The sequence below is a fragment of the Arthrobacter sp. EPSL27 genome (assembly GCF_001512305.1).
Taxonomy (GTDB): Bacteria; Actinomycetota; Actinomycetes; order Actinomycetales; family Micrococcaceae; genus Arthrobacter.
In genome coordinates this window covers 1,181,417-1,202,255 of sequence record NZ_LNUT01000005.1, presented here as the reverse complement: position 1 = coordinate 1,202,255, position 20,839 = coordinate 1,181,417, and the positions used below count along the sequence as shown (strand labels likewise).

Sequence of the window (20,839 nt, the reverse complement as noted above, 5' to 3'; positions counted from 1 at the left end):
ACCAGATGGACGGCACCAGCAGCGGCCAGCCCGACCCCGGGGAATGGGGCGGGGAGCAACCGGCCGTGCACCCCTCGATCGCGCAGGCGTTCCGGGCCCTTGACGGGGCGGGACTGCCCTGGGTGTTGCTGCGCGGGGAAGACGACCTTGCCCGCCCCGACGGCGACGTGGACCTCCTGGTCGCGGACGGGAGCGCCGAGCGGCTGGACGCGCTCCTGGCAGGCGCCGGTTTCCGGCGTGTGGTGGCGCGGGGACACGGCAGCCACCGGTTCTACTTCAGCTACGACGCCGCGGAGCACCTGTGGCTCAAACTGGATATCGTCTCGGAGATTTCCTTTGGCCCGTTCCAGCAGTGGCACACCCCCCTGGCCCGGGGCTGCCTGCAGCGGCGGATCCGCAACGGCCTGGTCTGGCTCCCGGCGACCACCGAGCAGGCGTGGCTCCAGCTCCTCCACATCATGTTGGACAAAGGCGGCGTCGTCCGGCCGGAGCGAAGGGAAACAGTCCGGGTGGCCGGGGCGCTGGCGTCCACCGACGATGTGATCGCCGCCTTCGTTGACCGGCAGGTGGGGCCCGGCACCGCTGCGGAGCTCCTGAAGCTGGCCCGGTCCGGCAGCTTTGAGGACTTTCCGGGCCCGGCGCTCCGCATGGCGGCGGCGCTGACCCGGAACGCACCCCTGCGCACGCGTGTGACGGCGGTACGGAACAGGGTGCTGCGCCTCATCAGCCCCACCGTCCAGGGGCGCGCCGGCCGGGGGATTGTGGTGGCCGCCGCCGGCCCCGACGCCGCGGCCCGGACGGTCCTGCTGCAGGGGCTGGGACAGAACTTTCCCGTTCCCAGCCGGTACCTGATGCTGGGCACGGGCCGGATTGGCAGGGCGCTGGCCGCCCGGTACCACTGCCTGCGGGGCCGGGTGGTTCTTCTGGACAGACCCGACGGCGCCACGCCGCGGCGCCCGGGCAGCGCCGGCGGACGGATCGGAACCGCCCTGGCGTCCGCGCTCACCCCGGAACCGGACCTGCTGTTGGTCCTGCATGCCCCGGCGGACCGGCCGCCCGGCGCGGGCGCTGCCCGAACGCGGGTCCTCGACGCCGCACAGCCCCCCGCGGCCATCCGGAGCGGGGCCACCGAGATCGTCTGGGGGCAGCTGGCCGGCTCCCCGCCGCCGGAAACAGGAGGGCACGGATGAATTTCATCGATTCCCTGCTGCGCGGGCACTACGAGGAGTGGCGCCTGGCGGAAACGGGGCTGGTCCCGGAGTGGGCCACCGTCCTGATCACGCCGCAGTTCACCACCTCCCGGCACGTCGTCGGACTGGTCTTCGCCGCCGGTGCCCGCCGTCCCAGCCTGGTGGTCAAAGTGCCGCGCTGCCCCGGCGACAACGAGGGAGTCCAACGCGAGGCGGACATGCTCCGCCAGCTCAGCGCGCGCAGCGGCGGGCAGGTGACGGGGATTCCCCGCGTCGTGGCAACCCTGGATGTGGGGGAGCGCACCGCCCTGGTGGAGACCGCGCTCACCGGGGCACCGCTGGATCCGCACCGGGTCGCCGCCGACCTGCCCGGCGCCGTCGCCCTCGGTGTGGACTTCGTGGACGCGCTGCCCTGCACCCGGACGGGACCGGACAACCGGGACTGGTACGAGCGGACGGTCGAACGCCCGCTGGAGGCCCTCGCCTCGCTGCTGCCCCGGGACACCGAGGTGCCGGCGCTGGTCCAGCGCACCCACCACCTGTTGAGCCCCCTCAAGCGCAGCCCGCTGCCGGCCGTCTTTGAACATGCCGACCTCAGCCACCCCAATCTGCTGGTGTGCCCGGACGGACGGCTCCAGGTCATGGACTGGGAAAGGGCGTCGCTGTACGGAGTGCCGGGGCACGACCTCGTCTTCTACCTCCAGTACCTCAGCGAGTCGGCTGACATGGCGTTCTCCCGGGTCGCGCAGCTGGCGGCGTTCGACAAGGCCTTCGGCCCCGGCGGGTGGGCGCTGGAGCCGCTCCGCGCACACCTGCTGCTCAGGGAAGTTGACCCCGACCTGCTCCCGCTGCTGGTCATCGCGACGTGGGCGCGGTCCGCCTCCACCCTGGCCTACCGCCTGGCCAGCGAAGACAGCCCGGAACCGGGGTCCGCCCAGCTGCGCACGGCCGTGCTGGAGGACCGGGACTTCTGGCTGTGGCGCCACGTGGTCGCCGCCGGGCTGAACTGAGCGGGCCGACCGGAGGGAACCGGCAGATGGCCTTGCCTACGCGTCGAATTCGGCGCCAGCCGGCGGCAGCGGATCAAGGCCCTGCTCCACCCGCTTCTGGGCCGCCACGACCTGGTTGACGTACCCTGTGAGCCGGTCCGCCGCGGCCCGGTAATCGTCGGGATCGGCCACCCTGACGATGGCTTGGACAAACAGCGTCCCGGTCTTCGCAGCGACCCGGAGGAAGTGTCCAGGGTCTGCGCCGTCCGCCCCGATGCTGGCCAGCACGGCGTAGGTGCCGTCCGCGTCCGTGAACGCCGAGGCACGCCTGTAGTTCGCCGTCGCGGTCCCGTCCACAACGGTCAGGCTGACAGGGGAACAATCCGGGAGTTTGAAGATGGTGGGGAAAGCAAGCGCCAGCACGTCGCCTCGGTCGGCGCTGACCACGAGATGGACGGGTTCCGCGCGGGTGCCGCTGAACGTCCCGGCCGCCGGCAAACCGTCTGACATCAGCATCGCCCACGCCAGGACGTCGGCGCAGCCGGACGGCGACACCTCGGCGGCGCCTGCTCCAAAGTGAAAGGACTGGGAAACGTCCCACAGGTCACCGCCGGTGAGGACATCTCCGATCTCCCCACCCGGCCCGGCCACGGAACCGGCCAGAGCTTCCACTTCCTCCTGGGAGAAGAGGCGCGCAGCGGGCGCGGGCGGAGCGCTCTTGCCCGGACCGGCGGCACCGGCGGCACCGGACGCACCGGAATCGCTTGCGGATCCGGTTTCCTCGCTGTCCGCCGGCGACGCCGGCGGCGCGGCGGACCCGGGGGCCAGCGGCGTGCAGGCTGTGAGCGGGCCCGAGGCTAAGGCGAATGCCAAGGCCGCAGCGACAGCACTTCGACGGAACTTCCCTGGCGCCACTGCGGTTCCCCCAAACCTAGAACAGAATTGTCCACATCCTATCCGCGCCGCAGGCACCGTCGAGGGCAGGCAGTTCCCGCAATTCGCCCCGCCGGGCACTTCACGAAATGATGTGTCCATGGAGAACACGGACCAGCAGCCATGGGTGAAGAACTACCAGCCGGGCGTCCCGGCCGAGATTGAGCTGCCCACGGAGTCGCTGGTCGCGATGCTGGAGCACTCCGTGGACGAGGCCGGCAAGGCTCCGGCGCTGGAGTTCTTCGGCCGCCGCACCAGCTACACCGAACTCGGCGAACAGGTCGACCGGGCCGCGGAGGGCCTGCGCCGCCTGGGCGTCCGCGCCGGTGACCGGGTGGCCCTCCTCCTGCCGAACTGCCCGCAGCACGTCGTGGCCTTCTACGCGGTGCTGCGCCTTGGCGCCGTCGTCGTCGAACACAACCCGCTGTACACGTCCCGGGAACTCCGCCACCAGTTCGAGGACCACCAGGCCCGCGTTGTCATCACCTGGGACAAGGCCGCGGCGGCCATCCGGAACTTCCCGTCCGACATTGAGATTGACCACGTTGTCTCCGTGAACCTCCTCGAGGCGTTCCCCGCCGCCAAACGCCTCGCCCTGCGCCTGCCGCTGAAGAAAGTGCGGGAGTCCCGCGACGCCCTCACCGCCCCGGCGCCGGGCACCATGCCGTGGAAGGACCTTCTGGGCCACGGCCGCATCGACCCCGGCCACCCCCGGCCCTCGGTCAATGATCTTGCCGCCATCCAGTACACTTCGGGAACCACCGGCCGTCCCAAAGGTGCCATGCTCACCCACTTCAACCTGTATTCCAACGCCCTGCAGGGCGAGGCGTGGATGCAGGGGGCGGAGTACCGCAAGGAGATTTTCTACGCGATCCTGCCGATGTTCCATGCGTTCGGCATGACCCTCTACCTCACCTACGGCATCCGCAAACAGGGCCTGCTGGTGCTCTTCCCGAAGTTTGATCCGGACCTGGTGCTGGGCGCCATGAAGAAGTCGCCGGCAACCGTCTACTGCGCGGTCCCGCCCATCTACGAGCGCACCGCCATGGCCGCGAAGGAGAAAGGCATCTCGCTGCGGTCCAGCAAATACTGCATTTCCGGCGCCATGAACCTGCCGGACCACGTGGTGGAACTCTGGGAGTCGGTCTCCGGCGGCCTTCTCGTGGAGGGCTACGGCATGACCGAGTCCTCGCCGGTGGCACTGGGCAACCCCTTCCACCCCACCCGGCGGAACGGCACCATCGGTGTGCCGTTCCCCTCGACCCGCATGAAGCTCGCCGACCTGGACGACCCCTCCGCCGAGGCCGCCCCGGGCCAGCCGGGGGAGCTGCTGCTGAAGGGCCCGCAGGTGTTCCAGGGGTACTGGAACAATCCCGAGGAAACAGCGAAGACCCTCACCCCCGACGGCTGGCTTCGCACCGGGGACGTCGTCACCGTGGACGACGACGGGTTCACCACCATCGTGGATCGGGCCAAAGAGCTCATCATCACGGGCGGGTTCAACGTCTCGCCCACCGAGGTGGAGTCGGTGCTGCGGCTGCACGCGGACGTCAAGGACGCCGCCGTCGTGGGCAAAACCCTGGAACGCGGCGGCGAGATGGTGGTCGCCGCCGTCGAGCTGGAACCCGGCACCACCTTGGACGAGGACGCCCTCCGCGCGCACTGCCGCGAGCACCTGGCCGGCTACAAAGTCCCCAAGCGGATCGTCGCCATACCGGACATGCCCCGCTCGATGCTTGGCAAGGTCCTCCGCAAGCAGGTCCGCGAACAGGTCCTCCCGGCGCTCTGACCCGCCGCGGCGAGTAGCACCACGTGGGCTGGTCCTGCGGCGCGAGTAGGCCTCCGGCGCCGGGGCCAGAGCCCGCTACTGGTGACACACCCTGTCCCGGATCGTAGGCTTCAGCTCAAGGTTCCGGCAGCGGCTGCCTGGTCACCGGTCAAGGAGGCTCACGCACATGGTTCAAACCGGCCGATCTGCCGTGCACCCGGCCGTGGCCAGGGCGTTCCGGGCGCTCGATGACTCGGGGCTGCCCTGGGTGCTGCTGCGCGGCGCGGATGATCTTGCCCGGCCGTCCGGCGATGTGGACATTCTGGTGGCCGGTGCCCTGCTGCCCGGACTCGACGGGCTGATGGCAGGAATCGGTCTGTGCCGCGTGCGCGCCACCGGGCACGGAAGCCACCGTTTCTATTTTGGCTATGACGACGACGGCGGCGGGCTGTGGCTGAAGCTGGACGTCGTCTCGGACATCTCCTTCGGGCCGTACCAGCAGTGGCGGACCCCGCTGGCTGCCGAATGCCTGGAGCGCCGGGTCCGGGACGGCGGCTGGTGGATGCCCGCCCCGGCCGACCAGGCCTGGCTGCAGCTGCTCCATCTCGCGCTGGACAAAGGGGAGATCCGGTCGCAGCGGCAGGACGCGGCCCGGACGGCCGCCGCCGTCGCGTCCGCCGGGGACCGGCTCGCCGCGTACCTGGACCAGCGCTCCGGAGCCGGCGCGGCCGCGGAGCTGCTGGACCTGGTCCGGTCCAACCGGTTCGACGACGTCCCCGCCCTGGCGGCCCGGCTGCGGTCCGGCTGGACCGCCGCGGCCCGGGTGCGCACGCCGCTGCGCGCGGTGTCCCACCGGGCGGCCCGCCAGCTCAGCCCGAGGCTCCCCGGCCGCGGCCTCGTGGTGGGCGTGATGGCCCCGGACGGTGCCGGCAAGACCACACTCCTCCACGGCCTGCGCGCGGACTTCCCCCTCCCCACGGCCTACGTCTACATGGGAATGTGGGGTGCCGGTCCCTGGGACGGGTGGCTGCACCGGGTCCCGGGCGGACGGACTGCCAAGAAGATGTTCCGGGTCCTCAAAGGCGGGGCGGCCGCCCGGTACCACCGCGCCCGCGGACGGGTGGTGCTGATGGACCGGGTGGCGTACGACGCCCTGCTGCCCGCCGCCGTCGATGATGCCGCGGCGGGGAGGCCCGCCCACAGCGCCGCCGGCAAGCCCAGGGTGGGGCTGTCCGACGCGCTGGCCGTGCGGCTCGGGGCGGCCCCGGACCTCCTGCTGGTCCTGGACGTGCCGGGGGAGGTGATGTTCGCGCGGAAGGGCGAGCACTCGGCGGAGATCCTGGAAAAGTGGCGGCAGGCATACCTGCGCCTGGCCGGGACACTGCCCGGCGCCCTGGTCCTCGACGCCGGCCAGTCACCGGAGGTGGTCCGGCGGCTGGCCACCCAGGCGGTGTGGCACCGGATCTGCCCCGACGCCGGAACGGACGACGCGGAAACCGCCGACGCCGGAACGGAGGACGCCGCGGCGCTCGCCCTCCACACGTGGCGGCTGCTGGACTGGCGTTTCCTGCTGCCCGTGCAGCCCCGCCGCGTGGGCTATGGCGGAGCGGTTGACCCGAAAACGGCCGCGGCGCTCCGCCTCCTGGACCCTGACGCCACGCGCGTGCAGGCGGGCCGCCCCGACGGACCGGAGACCTCGTTCGAGGTGGTGCTGCTCAGGGAGCCGGATCTGCCGCTCTTCGAGGACGCGGCGGCTGCGGTGCAGCCCGGCGGCTGGATGTGCGTCCAGGTGGAACGGTCGCTGCTGCGGCGGCAGGGTCCGCGGACGCTGGCGGGCTGGAAGCGCACGTTCGAGCGGCGCGGCTTCGAGGACGTCAACGTCTACTGGCACGCCACCACACTGGACAGCCCGGCCCGCCTCGTGCCCGTGGCGTCCCCCGCGGCGGTCCGGGACACGCTGTCCCAGCACGAGGGAGTCCGCTTCGGCCTGGCCAAGGCAGTCCTTGCGCGTGCGGCGCTGACGCTCCGGATGTTCGCTGTGGCTGTCCCGGCAGGGTCCGTCACGGGACGCCGGCCCGAGAGCTGAGCACCGCCGGGGTCCGGAGCACCCGGCACCCGGGCACCTCGACACCCCGGCACCCGGTACCCCGGCCCGCAGGCGGTCTCAGTGGCGGCGGAAGAGCTGCATCAGCTCATCGTGCAGGGGCCTGAATCCGAACCGGACAATCGCGTAGACCACTGCCACGGCCGTGGGGACCACCAGGAGCAGCGTGGTCACCCCGCCCAGGGCCGGAGCCGCCAGGATGCCCAGGCCCACCACCGCCACCGCAGCCCCGCACACCAGGCCGGGCGCCACCGCGCGGAGCAGTGCGCGTGCCCGGAGCTGGATGACCCGGGCAGCCACGAGCTGCATGCCGCAGGCGAACACCACGGCCGCGAGGAACTGTGCGCAGGCGATGCCCACGATTCCCCACTGGGTGGCGAACAGCAGGACCGGCAGCAGGACGGCCAGCCGGACCAGCGACACACCGATCGACAGGCCGGGCCGGCCGATGGCCTTGTAGACATCGTTGGCGCCGGCCCCCAGGGACCGGGCCGCTGCGTAGAGGGAGAGGAAGACGAGCGGCAGCACGGCGTCCATCCACTTCTCGCCGAAGACCAGGGGCACCAGGACAGGCGCCACCACCGCTAGCCCCACCCCCGTGGTGACCCCGTACAGGGACTGGATCCGGACGCTGGTCAGGTAGCCGGAGCGGAGCCTTTCCGGCTCGTTGCGCACCTGCGCGTACAGCGGGAACAGGACCGTGGACAGCACGAAGAAGACATTGATGATCAGCACCTCGGGGAGGCGGAAGGCCAGCGTGTAGTAGCCCAGCGCCTGCGCACCCAGGAACAGGCCGATGATGAGGTAGTCGATGTCGAAGATCAGCCGGGCCAGCAGGCTGCTGCCGGCGACCGGTGCGCCGTATTTCAGGTTCGCCTGCAGGGCCTCCGTGCCCACCCGCCAGATCTGCCACGGCGCATTCCTGCCCACCAGGACCCAGCACGTAACGGCGTAGGCCACGGACCCTGCCGCGGTTCCCACGGCCAGCGACCAGGCGCCGTGGCCGGTAAAGGCGAGGGAGAGGGTGACTGTGCCCATGGTGGCGGCGCGGATCACGGGGGCTGCGGTGAGTTTCTTGAACTGCAGGTCACGCCGCAGCAGGGCCTCGGGGACTGCACCCAGCGAGGTGGCCAGCACCGAGATGCCCAGGACCTGGACCAGGGGCGTCACGTCGGGGAGGTTGAAGAGGTCCGCGATCCACGGGGCGGCAAGGTAGGCGGCCAGGCCCAGGAGGGTGCCAAGGGCGGCGGAGATCAGCAGCGCGGACCTCGCGATCACTCCCGTGCGCGGCAGGTAGACCAGTGCCTGTGCCACGCCGGCGTCCGCAATGGTGTCCGCGTAGGCCATGAGGACCAGGGCCAGGGCCACCAGGCCGTATTCCTCGGGCGACAGCAGGCGCGCGAGCACGATGGTGGTGACCAGGACAATGATTCTCCCGCTCGCGAAAGCCAGTCCCTGCCAGATGGCGCCCCGGACTCCGGTGCGGGCGAGTTCCCCGGGAGCGTACGTCATGCCGGTGAGCTTCCCAGCGCCACTCCGGCGCTGCCCGGCCGGATCGCGCTGCGGAGTTCCTCCACGTATTCCTCGGCCACCGCCTTCCAAGTCCGGACGGCGGTGGCTTCCTGCTGTCCCTGCTCCGGCCGCGGCGCCGTCAACCGGTCCACGAGGTGCTGCACGAAACGTCCTGTGTCCCCTTCTACCGTCAGCAGAGGGTGCGGGTCCTGCTCCCGGGCGGCCACCGGCGTCGCCACGACGGGAAGGCCGGCCGCCAGCGCTTCACGGACCGAGTTCCTGATCCCCACGCCATGCTCGTCGGGGAAAGCGGCAACGTTGGCGGACTCGAAGACGTCCAAGACCGAAGGGACGTTTGCCAGGACCTCCACCCGCGGGCCGGCCAGGGCCAGGACCTCAGGTCCGGGACGGCGGCCGGCGAGGACAAAACGGGCTTCGGGCACCTGCTTCCAGACGAAGGGGGCGATGGTGCCGACCAGGACCTTCGCGGCGTCGATGTTCGGCCCGTAGTTCAGGCTGCCGACGAAGCAGGCCACGGGGCGGGCCTGGCGGGCGGCCGGGCGGCGGGCCGCCTCGGCCCCGTTGGGGATGCTCCGCACCGGGCGGCCCAGGCGCTGGGACCATTCCAGCGCGTCCTGCGCCCCCACGGTGAGAAGGCGGGCCCGTGCCGGCAGCCGCCGTTCGGCCCGCAGGGCCAGGCGCTCCCGCGCCCGGTACGCCGGCCGCAGGCGGCCCGCGATGGCGGTGTCCATCCCGGCCCTGATCGACCACGGGTCCACCGTCTGCAGCACCACCGGGCCGTGGACGTGGCGGGCGAGGAAGAGTGCGTGCGGGCCATGGATCAGGGTGGCATCGCTGTCCGCCGACAGCCTGGCCACGGTTGAGACAGCTTCGGCAGTGGCACGTTCATGTTTTCCGAGCCCCAGCAGCCCGCCGATGGACCGTACCAGCGCCGCATTGCGGCTCCGGGGCGCCAGGATGTGCACAGCTGCGCAGCGGCTGCGGATGTCTTCCGGGAGCCCCGCCGGTCCGGAGTACGTGAGGAGGGTGACGTCGACGTCGGCAGGCAGGTTCCGCAGCACCTCGTAGGAAATCATCGAGCTGCCGTCGCCGTGCACGGGGTCCCGGTTCGGCACACTTTCTGCAATATACAGAAGCCTCATTGCAGAAGTGTACTGGACCGGACCTGTGGACAGCCGGGGGCCGATCGGCCCTGTTTGCACCGGCCCGGCCAGCCAATATACCTGCCGGGACATGCACCCCGACGGCGGTCCCCGGCGGGAGGGGGAGGCCCCGCTGCGGGCGCCGTCCCTTGGCCGCCCCGGAGTTCGCTTTGCATACTGGAAGGAGGATCCGTACGGCCAGCCAGGGGGAGGGACACAATGGGCACCGAATCGGGCGGGGCGTTCCGGCGCCGGGTGGAGCGCGCAGCCGAACTCCGGGCGCTGAGGATGAGCGGGATGACGGTCCAGGAGGAAGAAGAGCTGGCCGCGGCCGAGGAGAAGGAACGGGAACTGCGCGCCAGGTTCGACGACGCGCAGCGGGCCGAGTACCTGATCCGCGACGCCATGGCCCAGGGGAAGTTCGACCACCTGAAGTACGCCGGCAAGCCCATCCCCGGGCTGGGGGAGAAGTACGACCCCGACTGGTGGGTCAAGGGCCTGATCCAGCGCGAAAACATCACCGGCATGGGACCGGCAGCGATCATGCTCCGCACCGAGGACGCCGGGCTGGACAGCCGGATCAGTGAACTGCACTCCGAGAAGCAGGTGCGCGAACTGCTGGAAGATTTCAATACGCGGGTGGTGAACGCCCGCCGGCAGCTTCAAGGCGGACCACCCGTGATCACCAAAACCCGTGATGTCGAGGCGGAGGTGCGGGCCTGGGCGGAGCGCCGTTCCGCGCTCGCGGCCGTCGCGGCGGAGCAGGAGGCGCGCCAGAAACCGGAAACCCGCCGCCGCTGGTGGCGGCGGATCTGGTCCGGTTCCTAGCCTGCTGCGCCCCTGCAGCGCGTCAATAGCTGCGCGTCAGTAGTCGGCGATCTGGGCCAGATTGCCGTAGTACTGCCCCTCGATGGGGCGGGACGGGTCACCGTCGAAGCCGAAGTCCTCGTGCTTCTGGTTGTATTCGGCCGTCAGCTCCAGGAACTGGGCCATCACTTCCTTGCCCGAGCCCTCGCAGGCCCCCTTGCTGATGCACAGGGCCAGCGAGCCGGCCACGGCGGGGCTGGCGAAACTGGTGCCATGGGCCACCCCGTATCCGCCCGGCGTCGTGGAGGTCACACAGACGCCCGGGGCCGCGATGGTGTGGTCCTGGTCCTCGGATTCGCTGGCGAAGTTGGAGAAGTACGCCGGCTGGTCATCCTTCTGGCCCCGCACCGACCAGTCCTCTGATCCGCAGAGCGGCTCAGCGAGACCTTCGGGCTTGCCGTCGAAGTCCGCGATCGCCGTCGCGGTCAGCACCTCGTCGTACGTGGCGGGAACGAACCCCGCGATGTCCTGGCCGGAGTTACCGGCAGCCACCGCGTAGGCGACACCGGCTTTGACGGAGCGGCACAAGGCGTAGTGCATCGGATCCGTGCCCTTGCCGCAGTTGGCGGTTTCCGTCCCCGGCCCGCCGATGCTGATGTTGGCCACCTGGATGTCGTTGTCCGGGTCGTCGTCGGTGCGCGTCGCCGTCACCCAGTCAATGGCGCAAATGAGCATGTCCTCCGTGATCACGCCGGCGTCATTCACCACGCGGATGGACCACAGCGGGGCGCCCGGGGCTGCGCCGATCACACCCAGATCGTTGTCCCTGGCGCCGATCACACCCGCCACCAGGGTGCCGTGCCCGACGTCGTCCGTCGGCGTCACCTCGGACGGTGAACCCGAGGAGCAGTCGACGCCGCCACGGACATTAAGGTCCGGATGGCTGGCATCGATGCCGCTGTCGATCACGGCCACGTTGACGTCGATGGAGTCCTGCTTCCACTGCTTCTTGCCGTCGGGAAGGCCCCCGCCCATCCTCAGCCACCAGAGCGGGGCGACCTGGGAGTCCGGTCCGGGGTCCGCAGGCTTCTCGAACTCCCGGGCCACGCTGACGAAATCAACGCCCGGATCTGCGGCGAGCCGGGCGGCAACGGATGGTGTCATGGTGGCGGCGTATCCGGTCACGGCGCTCCGGTACACCGTGGATACGGTGAGGCCATAGCTGCCCTGTTGCGTTGCGGCGGCGGTGCCGGCGTCAGCAACGCCGTCCTTCAGCACCACGATGTAGCGCTGTTCCTTCTCCGCGCCTGCAGAGGGAAGGGCTGCAGCGAGGCTGCCGCCCACCACCAGGCCCAACGCCGCGAGGCCGCCGATGAAGCCGCGCCAGCGGTGTTTCGAGGGGGGCGGAGGGGCTGCCTTGGCGGGATCCCGGCCCTGGCCCGCGGCTGCGGCCGCTTTGCGTGACGATCCCGTACGGCGGACGTGGCTGAACATACTGGCCTCCCTTAAGCGACTTCGCTAATGAGCGCCCCCCGCTCTTAGCTTAGGCCCGCGAATGGATAATTCACACGGACCTTGGAAAATTCTTGGAGGAAGAAACCGTCCCTAGGTGCGGAACCAGGCCTGGTCGAAATCGGGGTGGTCGTAATAGGGCAGGGCGAGCGCGGCCAGCGACTGCTCCATCCACTCCAGTGACTGCGGAATCCAGCCCGCGTCCTGGCCGGAGCCGCTGACCATCGCCGCCAGGGCCGACTGCCTGGCGGATTCCACGATGCGGATCAGGTGCCGTTTGGCCTCGCATTCGAGCAGCAGGCGCTGTTCATACCAGACGCCGGATTTTGAGAGGCTCCGGTCGCCAAGGAGGGCCCGTGCCGCGGCTTCGTCCTCGCCGATCCGCGCGGACAGGAAATCCACGATGTCCACACCGCGAGGATACGCGCGGTCACTGCCCGTCAACCAGCGCTGCCCGGCAACCAGCGCTGCCCGGCGGGAGAGACGTGCGCCTACCGCGCTGCCAGGTTTTCCGCCTCCTTCGGATCCACAAAATGGCAGGACCCTTCGTGCCGTTCCGGCAGGTCGCAGGTCCGGCCCGTCGGGAGGTGGACGTTGCCGCACCGGCCGGTGATGGCGACGTCCTCGCGGACGTGGGTGCTGCTCAGGTCCGGCCTGTTCTGGGAGTCCTCGTGGATCTGCGGGCCGGTGGAGAGGTTGTGGTCTGGACTGGTCATGTCTGCTGCTCCTTGAGAGGGTTGCCGTGCAGGGAGGGGTCAGTCCCGATGGGTCCGAAGAGCCAGTCTCACACCGCTGCGTTAACTGCGGGTTACCGTCCCGTTAGATCCCTGTCTCAGCCTCAGTGGACAACGGTACTTCCAGGAACCCGCCGTCGGCGTTCCATGCGCTCGCGGTCCCGAGGTGCCGGCTGAGCCGCTGCATCCGGTCCACGGCCTGCCGGGAGCCCTTGCCCGCCAGCCGGACCTGGAAGTCGGTGATCAAGGTGGGGTGCAGCCGCAGGGTCCGGGGCGTGCCGCCGTCCGCTTCGAGCAGGAAGATGAACGACTGGTCATTGCGTTCCACCGGGTCCACTGCGTAGTCGTCCACGAAGTCGCCGGCGCTGTAGATGATGGGCCTGTTCCGGAAGACCTCGATGCCGCGGAAGATGTGCGGGGAATGCCCGTAGATGACGTCGGCCCCTGCCTCCACGAGGGCCCTTGCCAGCGAGCGGTGTTCACCGGGCGCGCCCGAGCCCCAGTTGGGGCCCCAATGCGCCGACACGACCAGGATCTGGACCCGGGTTTTGGTCCGCCGCACCAGGTCCAGCAGGTCCGCCACCCTGCGGTCGGGATCCTCCACCGGAATGTAATAGACGCCGGGCCCGCCGTCCGCTTCCCAGTCCGGCTGGTTGTCGGTGAACGCAATGAGCCCGACGGCGGTCCCGCACACCCGGCGCACCGCGGGCCGGCGCGCGGCGTCCCCGTCCAGCCCGGCACCGGCGTGCAGGATGCCCGCCGCGTCGAGCACGGGAATCATCTCCCGGAAGGCGTCCGGCCCGTAGTCCAGGACGTGGTTGTTGGCCAGGGACACCATCCCGATGCCTGCGGCGCAGAGGCTCTTGACGTTCTTCGGGTCGGAACGGAAATGGAACACCTTCCCGGGTGCCGGCTCGCCGCCGTCGGCCAGGACGCATTCGAGGTTGGCGATTGTGAGATCCGCCTGGCCCAGTACGGACACCGTATCGCCCCAGACGTAGCCGGCCGGGGCGCGCCTCAGCCGCTGGTTCACCAGCCGCCCCAGCATGACGTCGCCCAGCAACGCAATCAGCATGGCAGTCCGCCCGCCGGCGCTTTTGAACAGCAGGCCGGGTCAGGACTCGTAGTTTTCCACCTGCTCCACGGGGCGGGGCTGGGCCTCATCCGGGTTCTCGCCGTACTGCGCCTTGGCCCGGCGCTGCCGCAGGAGGTCCCAGCACTGGTCCAGGTCCTCTTGGATCCGCTGCAGCCGGGCGTGGTCGGGTCCGTGCTCATAGTCCGGCGACGAGGACGGTGCCTTCTCGCGGAGATTTTGTTCCTCCTCGACCAGGGCCGAGATTTGATCCAGGATGCGTTGTTCGTCCATGACGGCCTTCTTCTTCGGTAGCAGTCTTTCGCGGGAGCAGTCCTCCCGCCAGCCTAGCGAGGCCGCCATGCCCTGGCCAGAGCCAATATGATCAGCTTGCTTATTATTTTCCGGCTTCCTAGAGTTGGTCGTGTACAGCATCAAACTCGTCAGAGGAGGACCTGTGTCCCAGCACAACATTGCCGGTAAGAAAGTTGCGTTCCTGCTCACCGACGGCGTGGAGCAGGTGGAGCTCACCAGCCCCTGGAACGCCGTCAAGGAGGCCGGTGGAGAGCCCACCCTCGTGGCCCCGAAGAGCGGGACGGTCCAGGGCTACGACGGCACGGACAAGGGCCAGACGTTCGACGTCGACCTGACCGCCGCCGAAGCCAATGCCGCCGATTTCCACGCCCTGGTCATCCCCGGCGGCGTGGTCAACGCGGACCACCTCCGCGCCGACAAGGACGCCCAGGCGTTCACCCGCGCGTTCTTCGAGCAGCACAAGCCGGTGGCGTCCATCTGCCACGGCCCCTGGCTGCTGATCGAGGCAGGGGTCCTGAACGGCCGGAGCCTCACCTCGTACCACACGCTCCAGACCGACCTGAAGAACGCCGGAGCCAACTGGAGCGACCAGGAAGTGGTGGTGGACCAGGGGCTGGTGACCAGCCGCAACCCCCACGACCTTCCCGCCTTCAACGACAAGCTGCTTGAGGAAATCGCAGAAGGCGAGCACGCAGGCCAGACGGCCTAAGAGCGGGCAGGGGGCCGGGCGGGGCGTGCGCTCCAGCCCGGCACCTACCCTGGACTCCTGATTTGGGGCAGGATGGCCATGTACACGTGCGCCGGCGGCCGCACCATGTCATCCGTCCATGGCATCCGCGCCGGCGTCCCTGCAGCAAGGAGTCCGGATATGACCACTCTCAACCCATACCTGAGCTTCCGCGACAACGCGAAGGAAGCCATGGCCTTTTACCAGTCGGTCTTCGGCGGCGAGCTCACCATGAGCACTTTCGGCGATTACAACGCCAGCGATGATGCCGCCGAGCAGGACAAAATTATGCACGCCATGCTGAGGACCGATGCGGGCATGGTCCTGATGGGCGCAGACACACCCAACAGCATGGAGTTCTCGCCCGGCAGCAGCATCTCCGTGTCCCTCAGCGGCTCGGACGAGGCCGAACTGCGCGGCTACTTCGACAAGCTCACCGACGGGGGCACTGTGACAGTGCCGATGGAGAAATCCCCGTGGGGCGACGTCTTTGGCATGTGCACGGACAAGTTCGGTACCGACTGGCTGGTCAACGTCGGCTCCGAACCGGGCCAGTCCTAGGCTGCAGGGGAGGCAGGCAATGAGCGAGAAGCTCCGTCTCACCCCCGAGGACGAGTTCCCGGAGGACCTCAGCAAGGTCGAAGACAAGGACCTGCAGGTCCTTGACAGCCAGGTCGAGCGCCAGCTGAACCATGAGTATCTGTCCGAGGGCGGACCCCACCCGGAGACCGAGTTCCGGCACTACGACCTCGATGAGGAGTTCACTGAACGGGACCAGGGCGGCGACTGAGGAGGCGAATCTGTCAGTATGCTTACTGGACGCTGACCGGCGGAGCAAAGTAAGCGCTGAACAGAAAAGAGCCACCATGACCAGGCCCGAACGCTTCGAGATCGAGGCGGGAGGCCATATCGGCCATGTTTTCGTCTCCAAGGCTGCCGCCGGCCCCAAGGCCGCCCGGGCCGCCGTCGTCCTGGTCCATGGCATCGGCGTCTCGCACCGCTACTACCGCAGGCTCCACGGCCTGCTGGCGGAAACCGGTGACACGTACTCGATCGACCTTCCCGGCTTCGGCGAGACCCCGCGGCCGGACCACACGCTGTCGGTCCCGGACCATGCAACGTACATCCTGGGCGCCCTCGAGCAGCTCGGGGTCCTGGACTTCGTCCTGGTGGGGCACTCGATGGGCGCCCAGTTTGCCGTGGAGACTGCCCTGCAGCAGCCCGGCCGGGTACCCCAGCTGGTGCTCATGGGCCCGGTGACCGATCCGCGGCGACGCACCGTCCTCCAGCAGGCCCTGGCCCTCGGCAAAGACAGCCTCTTCCACGAGAGCCCGTCCTCCAACGCCCTGGTCTTCACGGACTACCTGCGCTGCGGCCCGGGCTGGTACCTGAAGACCCTGCGCGTCATGATGGACTACCCCATCGAGGACCGGCTCGCCGGCGTTGCGGCGCCGGTCCTCGTGCTGCGCGGCGCCAGCGACCCTGTGGCCACGGCGGACTGGTGCCGCAGGCTGGCGGCCCGGGCTGTCCGGGCGACGCCGGTCGAGATTGAAGGGGCCGGTCACGTGGTGCAGCACAACCGCGCCGCTGAAGTGGCCGCAGCCATCCTGGACTTTGCCGCGGCCCACCCGGCGGCTCCGGAAACCCGGCAGGACCTCGGCGCGTGAGCGGGATCCTGCAGGCCGCCCGCTGGTGGGTCCAGGACTATCTCTACGCAGCCGGCCGGCAGGTCCTCGGCGCACTCTCGCGGACCCGGCCGGAGGAGTTCCTCGACGGACCCGGCCGGCCCGTCGTCGTGATTCCCGGCGTCTACGAGGACTGGCGCTTTATGCTGCCCCTGGTCCAGCGCCTGCACGGGGCCGGCCACCCGGTGCATGTGGTGGCGCTGCTGCGCCGGAACCGGCGCGCGGTGCCGAAGGCCGCGGACCTGATCGCGGCCTACATCCGGGACCATGACCTCAAGGACGCCGTGATCGTTGCGCACAGCAAAGGCGGCCTGATCGGAAAGTTCGTGATGATGCAGCTGGACCCCGAGCACCGCATCGCCGGCATGGTGGCGGTCTGCGCACCGTTCTCCGGTTCGCGGTACGCCTCGTTCATGCTGGTGCCGAGCCTCCGGGCTTTCTCGCCCCGGAGCGCCGTCACCCGGCAGCTCGCCCGCGAGGAACGCGTCAACGAGCACATCACCTCGGTCTACGGCCGTTTCGATCCCCACATCCCGGAAGGCAGTTCCCTCCCGGGGGCCCGGAACATCCAGCTGGACACCGCGGGCCACTTCCGGATCCTCGCGCAGGAGGACACCATCCGCACCATTCTGGATGTGGCGGCCGCGCCCTAGCCCGTCGGCCTAGACGTCGAAGTGCGTCCGGGCCGGGCCCTTGCCCAGCGATTCCACGACGCCGGCCGCCACGGCGTGCAGTTTGATGTTGCGCGCGCTGGAGGCCGCCTTGAGCAGTTCGAACGCCTCAGCCTGGCTGCAGCGGTTTTGCGCCATGATGATGCCCACCGCGACGTCGATACTGGTCCGGCTCTCCAGCGTGGCCTTCAGGTTCGCCGCCTTGTCGCTGTAGTGCGCGAACCGCACGGCCAGGCGCAGTGCCAGTGAGGTCTGGCTGACGAAGTCCCGGGCCAGCTCCATCGCCCGGCCATCGAACCGGCGGGGCCGGTGCGAGTACAGGTTGAGGGCCGCCCGGGTGTCGCCGTCGAGCAGGAACGGCAGGGCCAGGATGGAGCGAACGCCCTGTCCGCGGACCGTTTCGGCGAACTGCGGCCAGCGGGAGCACTCCTCGAGGTCCCGGACGTGGACGGTTTCCTGCTCCCGGGACGCTGTCACACAGGGGCCGTCGCCAAACGTGTACTGGATTTCGTCCATGGCCTGGGCGGCCGCGCTGCTGCTGGCCACCGTCGCGGCCTTGCGGTGCCGGAAGAGCGTGATCCCGCAAAGGATCTCGTCGCCGGGCTCCGACAGGCTGCGAGCGGAGACCCGCGCCAGTTCGCGCAGGAACTCCTCAACATCGGAGCTGCTGAGCACCAGTTCCTGCAGGTGCTGGTTGGTTGAAGTTGCCTCCGTGGAGGCTGCGGTTGATTCGCTAACCACTGTCTCGTCGTGCCGTTTCACTCAGGTCAATGCGACCCGGCCGGAGGCCTACCGTTGCGGAGAAAGGCAATAGTGGACGGCAGCCGGCCGGATCGAAGAACAATCCAACGGCCCGCTGCAGAACCGTACCGGAAAATTATATACAGCCGGTTCCGTCCTTCTGACCCAGAGTGCCACAACCCCGGCGCCCTCTTCACTGCGGCTCCACTGCGCCGCCTCTGCGGCTCTACCGAGCAGCCACGGGGGCCGGCCGGGGGCGGAACGAAAACGGGCATAAAGGCCCTCACCCCTTCCTGGTTCCTGGCAGATAGTGGGAGAGAGCGGCCAACTGGTCAATTTCCCAGCCTGCGGACTGCATGCCTGGACGGGTGCCACGGCCGAGATCTCCGATTGGAAAGCCGTACCGATGAGCATTTTCGAAGACAGGGTCGACGCCGGGAGGCATCTGGGGCGCAGGCTCTCGGACTTGCGGGGCCAGGACATCGTGGTCCTGGGCCTTCCCCGCGGCGGCGTCCCGGTGGCCTTCGAAGTGGCCGCAGCCCTCGACGCGCCGCTGGACGTGATCGTGGTCCGGAAACTGGGACTTCCCTACCAGCCCGAGCTGGCCATGGGCGCCATCGGGGAGGGCGGCGCCCGGGTGCTCGAAGAACGGGTCCTCGCCCATGCCCGGATCAGCGATGCGGAGCTGAAAGCTGTCGAGGACCGCGAACGCACCGTGCTGGAGAACCGGGTGGCACGGTTCCGGAAAGGCCGGACCCGCCAGGATCTGACGGGACGCATCGCGGTGATCGTCGACGACGGCATCGCCACCGGCTCCACGGCCAGGGTGGCCTGCCGGGTGGCCCGGCAGCTTGGTGCCGCGAGGGTCATCCTGGCAGTGCCGGTGGCCCCCGCCGATACCCTTGGCAGCCTGACCGAGCCCGACGAGGTGGTGTGCCTGGCCACCCCGCACCATTTCTCCGCGGTGGGTTACCACTACCGGGATTTCTCGCCCACCGAGGACGACGAGGTGGTGCAGCTGCTCGACGCCGCGGCCAAGCGCCTGCAGAATTCGCAGCCGGCCGCCCGAAAGACCGAACCGGCGGAAGAGTCCGCGGCCGAGTTCGAGGAGGAAGTCGAGATCCCGTCGCGCGGAATCCGGCTCCAGGGGCAGCTGCACCTGCCGGTCCCGGCCCGTGGCGTGGTGGTCTTCGCGCACGGCAGCGGGAGCAGCCGGCACAGCCCGCGGAACCGCTACGTGGCCGGCGTGCTCCAGCAGGCCGGCCTTGGAACCCTGCTCCTTGACCTGCTGACCCCCGCTGAGGAGCGGAACCGGGCCAACGTTTTCGACATCGAACTGCTGGCCCGCCGGCTGTCCGCTGCCACCGACTGGCTCTCCAGCCGGCGGGACACGGCGTCGTGCACCATTGGCTACTTCGGGGCGAGCACGGGCGCCGGGGCCGCGCTCTGGGCCGCCTCCGAACCGACCGCCCGGATCGACGCCGTGGTCTCCCGCGGCGGCCGCCCCGATCTGGCCGGCCCCCGGCTGTCCGCCGTGCGGGCGCCCACGCTCCTGATTGTGGGCAGCTACGACTACGAGGTGCTGGAGCTCAACCGCAAGGCGAAGTCCATGATGCGCTGCCCCAACCAGCTTGCCGTGGTGCAGGGTGCCACCCATCTCTTCGAGGAACCGGGTACGCTGGCGGCAGCTGCCATTCTCGCCCGGGACTGGTTTGTCGATTATCTTCTGCCGGCCACCGCTGGCCCCAAGGAGTAACTGCATGAGCTACACCCACACGGCCGTTGTCCCGCTGAGCTGGGAGGACGCCGTCGCGAAAACGCGCGAGGCGCTTGCCGGCCAGGGCTTCGGGATATTGTCCGAAATCGATGTGCGCGCCACATTTGCCGCCAAGCTCGGCGAGGAGGCCGCGGAAACGCTGGGGGACTACGTCATCCTCGGTGCCTGCAACCCGGGGCTCGCCAGCCGGGCGCTCGCGGCCGAGCCGGAACTCGGGGCGCTGCTGCCCTGCAACGTGGTGGTGCGCCGCGGACCGGGGGAGACGGCCACAACAGTCCAGGCCATCGATCCGCAAACCATGGTGCAGCTCAGCGGCACCCCCGCCGTCCGCGAGGTGGCGGACGACGCCGGCGCCCGGCTGCAGGCGGCCCTCGCCGTCCTCGCAGGTGACGCCTGACCCTTAGGCCCCGTGCACGTTGTGGTGGCCGCCGGTGCGGTGGCGGTAGGCGTAGACCAGCAGCGCCACCCCGGCGAGCACCAGGAGCACCGGAACGAAGAATTCGCTCGCGGTGAGCAGTGCCGTGGCCTGCAGGGCGAAAATCAGTCCCAACACGGCCAAGACCGCGGCTGGGATCAGCGGCCACTTCATCTTTGCCGGCACGGCATCCCCGGGGTCGCTGGGAACGCTGCCCAGCTGGGCCGGGCGGTGCTCCGGCCGGACGGGTATCAGTGACAACACCGCGAACGTGGCGGCCAGGCCCAGGAACAGGACCGCAGCCACCGCCATGCCCTGCCAGGCCGGCGGAAGGGCCACCACGAAGGACAGCGTCAGCATCACCCCGGCGGGGATCACCGCCCACCAGTTGGCGGGTTCGCGCACGTAGACCGCGGCGAACCCTGCGGCCATAAACAGGAACAGGAAGGCCCCGGCCCAGTGCGCCGCAGGGCCGGGCCAGAGCTGGGTGATCAGGATGACCGCGGCCAGTCCCCAGAACACCGAGCCGGGAATCGCTGCCCACCAGTTGTCGCGGCGGCGGAAGAACAGGACCAGGAAGGTGGTCCCGGCTGCGGCGAACATCAGCGGCCACACGAGGGCTGCGCTGTCGAGGATCCCCAGCAGATCAAGCAGCAGGAGCACACCGGCTGCCATCAGGGCGACACCGGCAATGATGCTGGTTTTGGCGGACTTCACCGTTGAC

Annotated in this window: 22 protein-coding genes; 12 read left to right on the top strand and 10 right to left on the bottom strand. The window is 69.6% G+C overall.

Annotated features, from left to right (window positions below; genetic code table 11):
* Nucleotides 1-5: 5 nt before the first annotated feature.
* Both AR539_RS16505 and AR539_RS16500 read left to right on the top strand, forming a co-directional pair.
* A complete protein-coding gene (locus tag AR539_RS16505; RefSeq protein WP_066439294.1) occupies nt 6-1,190 on the top strand; it encodes a hypothetical protein in 1,185 nt (394 codons plus the stop codon).
* Entirely contained in the window at nt 1,187-2,200 is a 1,014-nt protein-coding gene (locus AR539_RS16500; protein ID WP_066439291.1) for an aminoglycoside phosphotransferase family protein, read from the top strand. Before AR539_RS16505 ends, AR539_RS16500 begins: the two co-directional genes overlap by 4 nt.
* Nucleotides 2,201-2,236: 36 nt before the next feature.
* Here the strand turns inward: AR539_RS16500 and AR539_RS16495 are convergent, their stop codons facing one another.
* On the bottom strand, nt 2,237-3,052 hold the full coding sequence (locus tag AR539_RS16495) for a hypothetical protein (RefSeq protein ID WP_066439289.1): 816 nt from the start codon (nt 3,050-3,052) through the stop codon (nt 2,237-2,239).
* Between the two features lie 160 nt (nt 3,053-3,212).
* Here AR539_RS16495 and AR539_RS16490 point away from each other — a divergent pair, with 160 nt between their 5' ends.
* Complete coding sequence (locus AR539_RS16490; protein WP_066439287.1) at nt 3,213-4,901, top strand: long-chain-fatty-acid--CoA ligase; 1,689 nt, start codon at nt 3,213-3,215, stop codon at nt 4,899-4,901.
* Between the two features lie 166 nt (nt 4,902-5,067).
* Nucleotides 5,068-6,966, top strand: coding sequence for a hypothetical protein (locus AR539_RS16485; RefSeq protein WP_157361034.1), 1,899 nt, complete (start codon nt 5,068-5,070; stop codon nt 6,964-6,966).
* A gap of 78 nt (nt 6,967-7,044) precedes the next feature.
* Here AR539_RS16485 and AR539_RS19825 read toward each other — a convergent pair whose 3' ends face one another.
* Both AR539_RS19825 and AR539_RS19820 read right to left on the bottom strand, forming a co-directional pair.
* A complete protein-coding gene (locus AR539_RS19825) occupies nt 7,045-8,496 on the bottom strand; it encodes a lipopolysaccharide biosynthesis protein (RefSeq protein ID WP_066439282.1) in 1,452 nt (483 codons plus the stop codon).
* Nucleotides 8,493-9,659 carry a glycosyltransferase gene (locus AR539_RS19820; RefSeq protein ID WP_197410652.1) on the bottom strand — a complete coding sequence of 389 codons (1,167 nt, stop codon included), beginning with the start codon at nt 9,657-9,659 and terminating at the stop codon, nt 8,493-8,495. Before AR539_RS19820 ends, AR539_RS19825 begins: the two co-directional genes overlap by 4 nt.
* Nucleotides 9,660-9,878: 219 nt before the next feature.
* Between AR539_RS19820 and AR539_RS16470 the strand changes: the two genes are divergently transcribed.
* Nucleotides 9,879-10,487 carry a J-domain-containing protein gene (locus tag AR539_RS16470; protein WP_066439278.1) on the top strand — a complete coding sequence of 203 codons (609 nt, stop codon included), beginning with the start codon at nt 9,879-9,881 and terminating at the stop codon, nt 10,485-10,487.
* Nucleotides 10,488-10,523: 36 nt separating this feature from the next.
* Here AR539_RS16470 and AR539_RS16465 read toward each other — a convergent pair whose 3' ends face one another.
* The 5 genes from AR539_RS16465 to AR539_RS16445 form a co-directional block, all read right to left on the bottom strand.
* On the bottom strand, nt 10,524-11,960 hold the full coding sequence (locus tag AR539_RS16465; RefSeq protein WP_231728640.1) for a S8 family serine peptidase: 1,437 nt from the start codon (nt 11,958-11,960) through the stop codon (nt 10,524-10,526).
* A 111-nt stretch (nt 11,961-12,071) separates the two neighbouring features.
* Nucleotides 12,072-12,389 (bottom strand): DUF6221 family protein, encoded by a 318-nt coding sequence (locus AR539_RS16460; RefSeq protein WP_066439276.1) that lies wholly within the window; start codon nt 12,387-12,389, stop codon nt 12,072-12,074.
* Between the two features lie 80 nt (nt 12,390-12,469).
* Nucleotides 12,470-12,694, bottom strand: coding sequence for a hypothetical protein (locus AR539_RS16455; protein ID WP_066439274.1), 225 nt, complete (start codon nt 12,692-12,694; stop codon nt 12,470-12,472).
* A gap of 103 nt (nt 12,695-12,797) precedes the next feature.
* On the bottom strand, nt 12,798-13,787 hold the full coding sequence (locus tag AR539_RS16450; protein WP_066439273.1) for a CapA family protein: 990 nt from the start codon (nt 13,785-13,787) through the stop codon (nt 12,798-12,800).
* Between the two features lie 39 nt (nt 13,788-13,826).
* Nucleotides 13,827-14,078 carry a DUF2630 family protein gene (locus AR539_RS16445; RefSeq protein ID WP_066439271.1) on the bottom strand — a complete coding sequence of 84 codons (252 nt, stop codon included), beginning with the start codon at nt 14,076-14,078 and terminating at the stop codon, nt 13,827-13,829.
* Between the two features lie 163 nt (nt 14,079-14,241).
* On the opposite strand from AR539_RS16445, the gene AR539_RS16440 reads away from it, so the two are divergent.
* The 5 genes from AR539_RS16440 to AR539_RS16420 all read left to right on the top strand — a co-directional run bounded on the left by AR539_RS16440 (nt 14,242) and on the right by AR539_RS16420 (nt 17,164).
* Complete coding sequence (locus AR539_RS16440; RefSeq protein WP_066439269.1) at nt 14,242-14,808, top strand: type 1 glutamine amidotransferase domain-containing protein; 567 nt, start codon at nt 14,242-14,244, stop codon at nt 14,806-14,808.
* A 159-nt stretch (nt 14,809-14,967) separates the two neighbouring features.
* Entirely contained in the window at nt 14,968-15,387 is a 420-nt protein-coding gene (locus tag AR539_RS16435) for a VOC family protein (RefSeq protein WP_066439266.1), read from the top strand.
* A 19-nt stretch (nt 15,388-15,406) separates the two neighbouring features.
* Nucleotides 15,407-15,616 (top strand): hypothetical protein, encoded by a 210-nt coding sequence (locus AR539_RS16430; RefSeq protein ID WP_066439264.1) that lies wholly within the window; start codon nt 15,407-15,409, stop codon nt 15,614-15,616.
* A gap of 76 nt (nt 15,617-15,692) precedes the next feature.
* Nucleotides 15,693-16,493: an alpha/beta fold hydrolase gene (locus AR539_RS16425; protein ID WP_066439260.1), complete on the top strand. Its 801-nt coding sequence runs from the start codon at nt 15,693-15,695 to the stop codon at nt 16,491-16,493.
* Nucleotides 16,490-17,164: an esterase/lipase family protein gene (locus tag AR539_RS16420; RefSeq protein WP_066439258.1), complete on the top strand. Its 675-nt coding sequence runs from the start codon at nt 16,490-16,492 to the stop codon at nt 17,162-17,164. The genes AR539_RS16425 and AR539_RS16420 overlap by 4 nt, the downstream gene beginning before the upstream one ends.
* A 9-nt stretch (nt 17,165-17,173) precedes the next feature.
* Here the strand turns inward: AR539_RS16420 and AR539_RS16415 are convergent, their stop codons facing one another.
* Nucleotides 17,174-17,923: a GAF and ANTAR domain-containing protein gene (locus AR539_RS16415; protein WP_066439256.1), complete on the bottom strand. Its 750-nt coding sequence runs from the start codon at nt 17,921-17,923 to the stop codon at nt 17,174-17,176.
* Nucleotides 17,924-18,329: 406 nt separating this feature from the next.
* Between AR539_RS16415 and AR539_RS16410 the strand changes: the two genes are divergently transcribed.
* Both AR539_RS16410 and AR539_RS16405 read left to right on the top strand, forming a co-directional pair.
* Entirely contained in the window at nt 18,330-19,679 is a 1,350-nt protein-coding gene (locus AR539_RS16410) for a phosphoribosyltransferase (RefSeq protein ID WP_066439254.1), read from the top strand.
* 4 nt (nt 19,680-19,683) lie between these two features.
* Entirely contained in the window at nt 19,684-20,097 is a 414-nt protein-coding gene (locus AR539_RS16405; RefSeq protein WP_066439252.1) for a DUF302 domain-containing protein, read from the top strand.
* 3 nt (nt 20,098-20,100) lie between these two features.
* Here the strand turns inward: AR539_RS16405 and AR539_RS16400 are convergent, their stop codons facing one another.
* Nucleotides 20,101-20,832 (bottom strand): hypothetical protein, encoded by a 732-nt coding sequence (locus AR539_RS16400; protein ID WP_066439250.1) that lies wholly within the window; start codon nt 20,830-20,832, stop codon nt 20,101-20,103.
* Between the last annotated feature and the right edge of the window lie 7 nt (nt 20,833-20,839).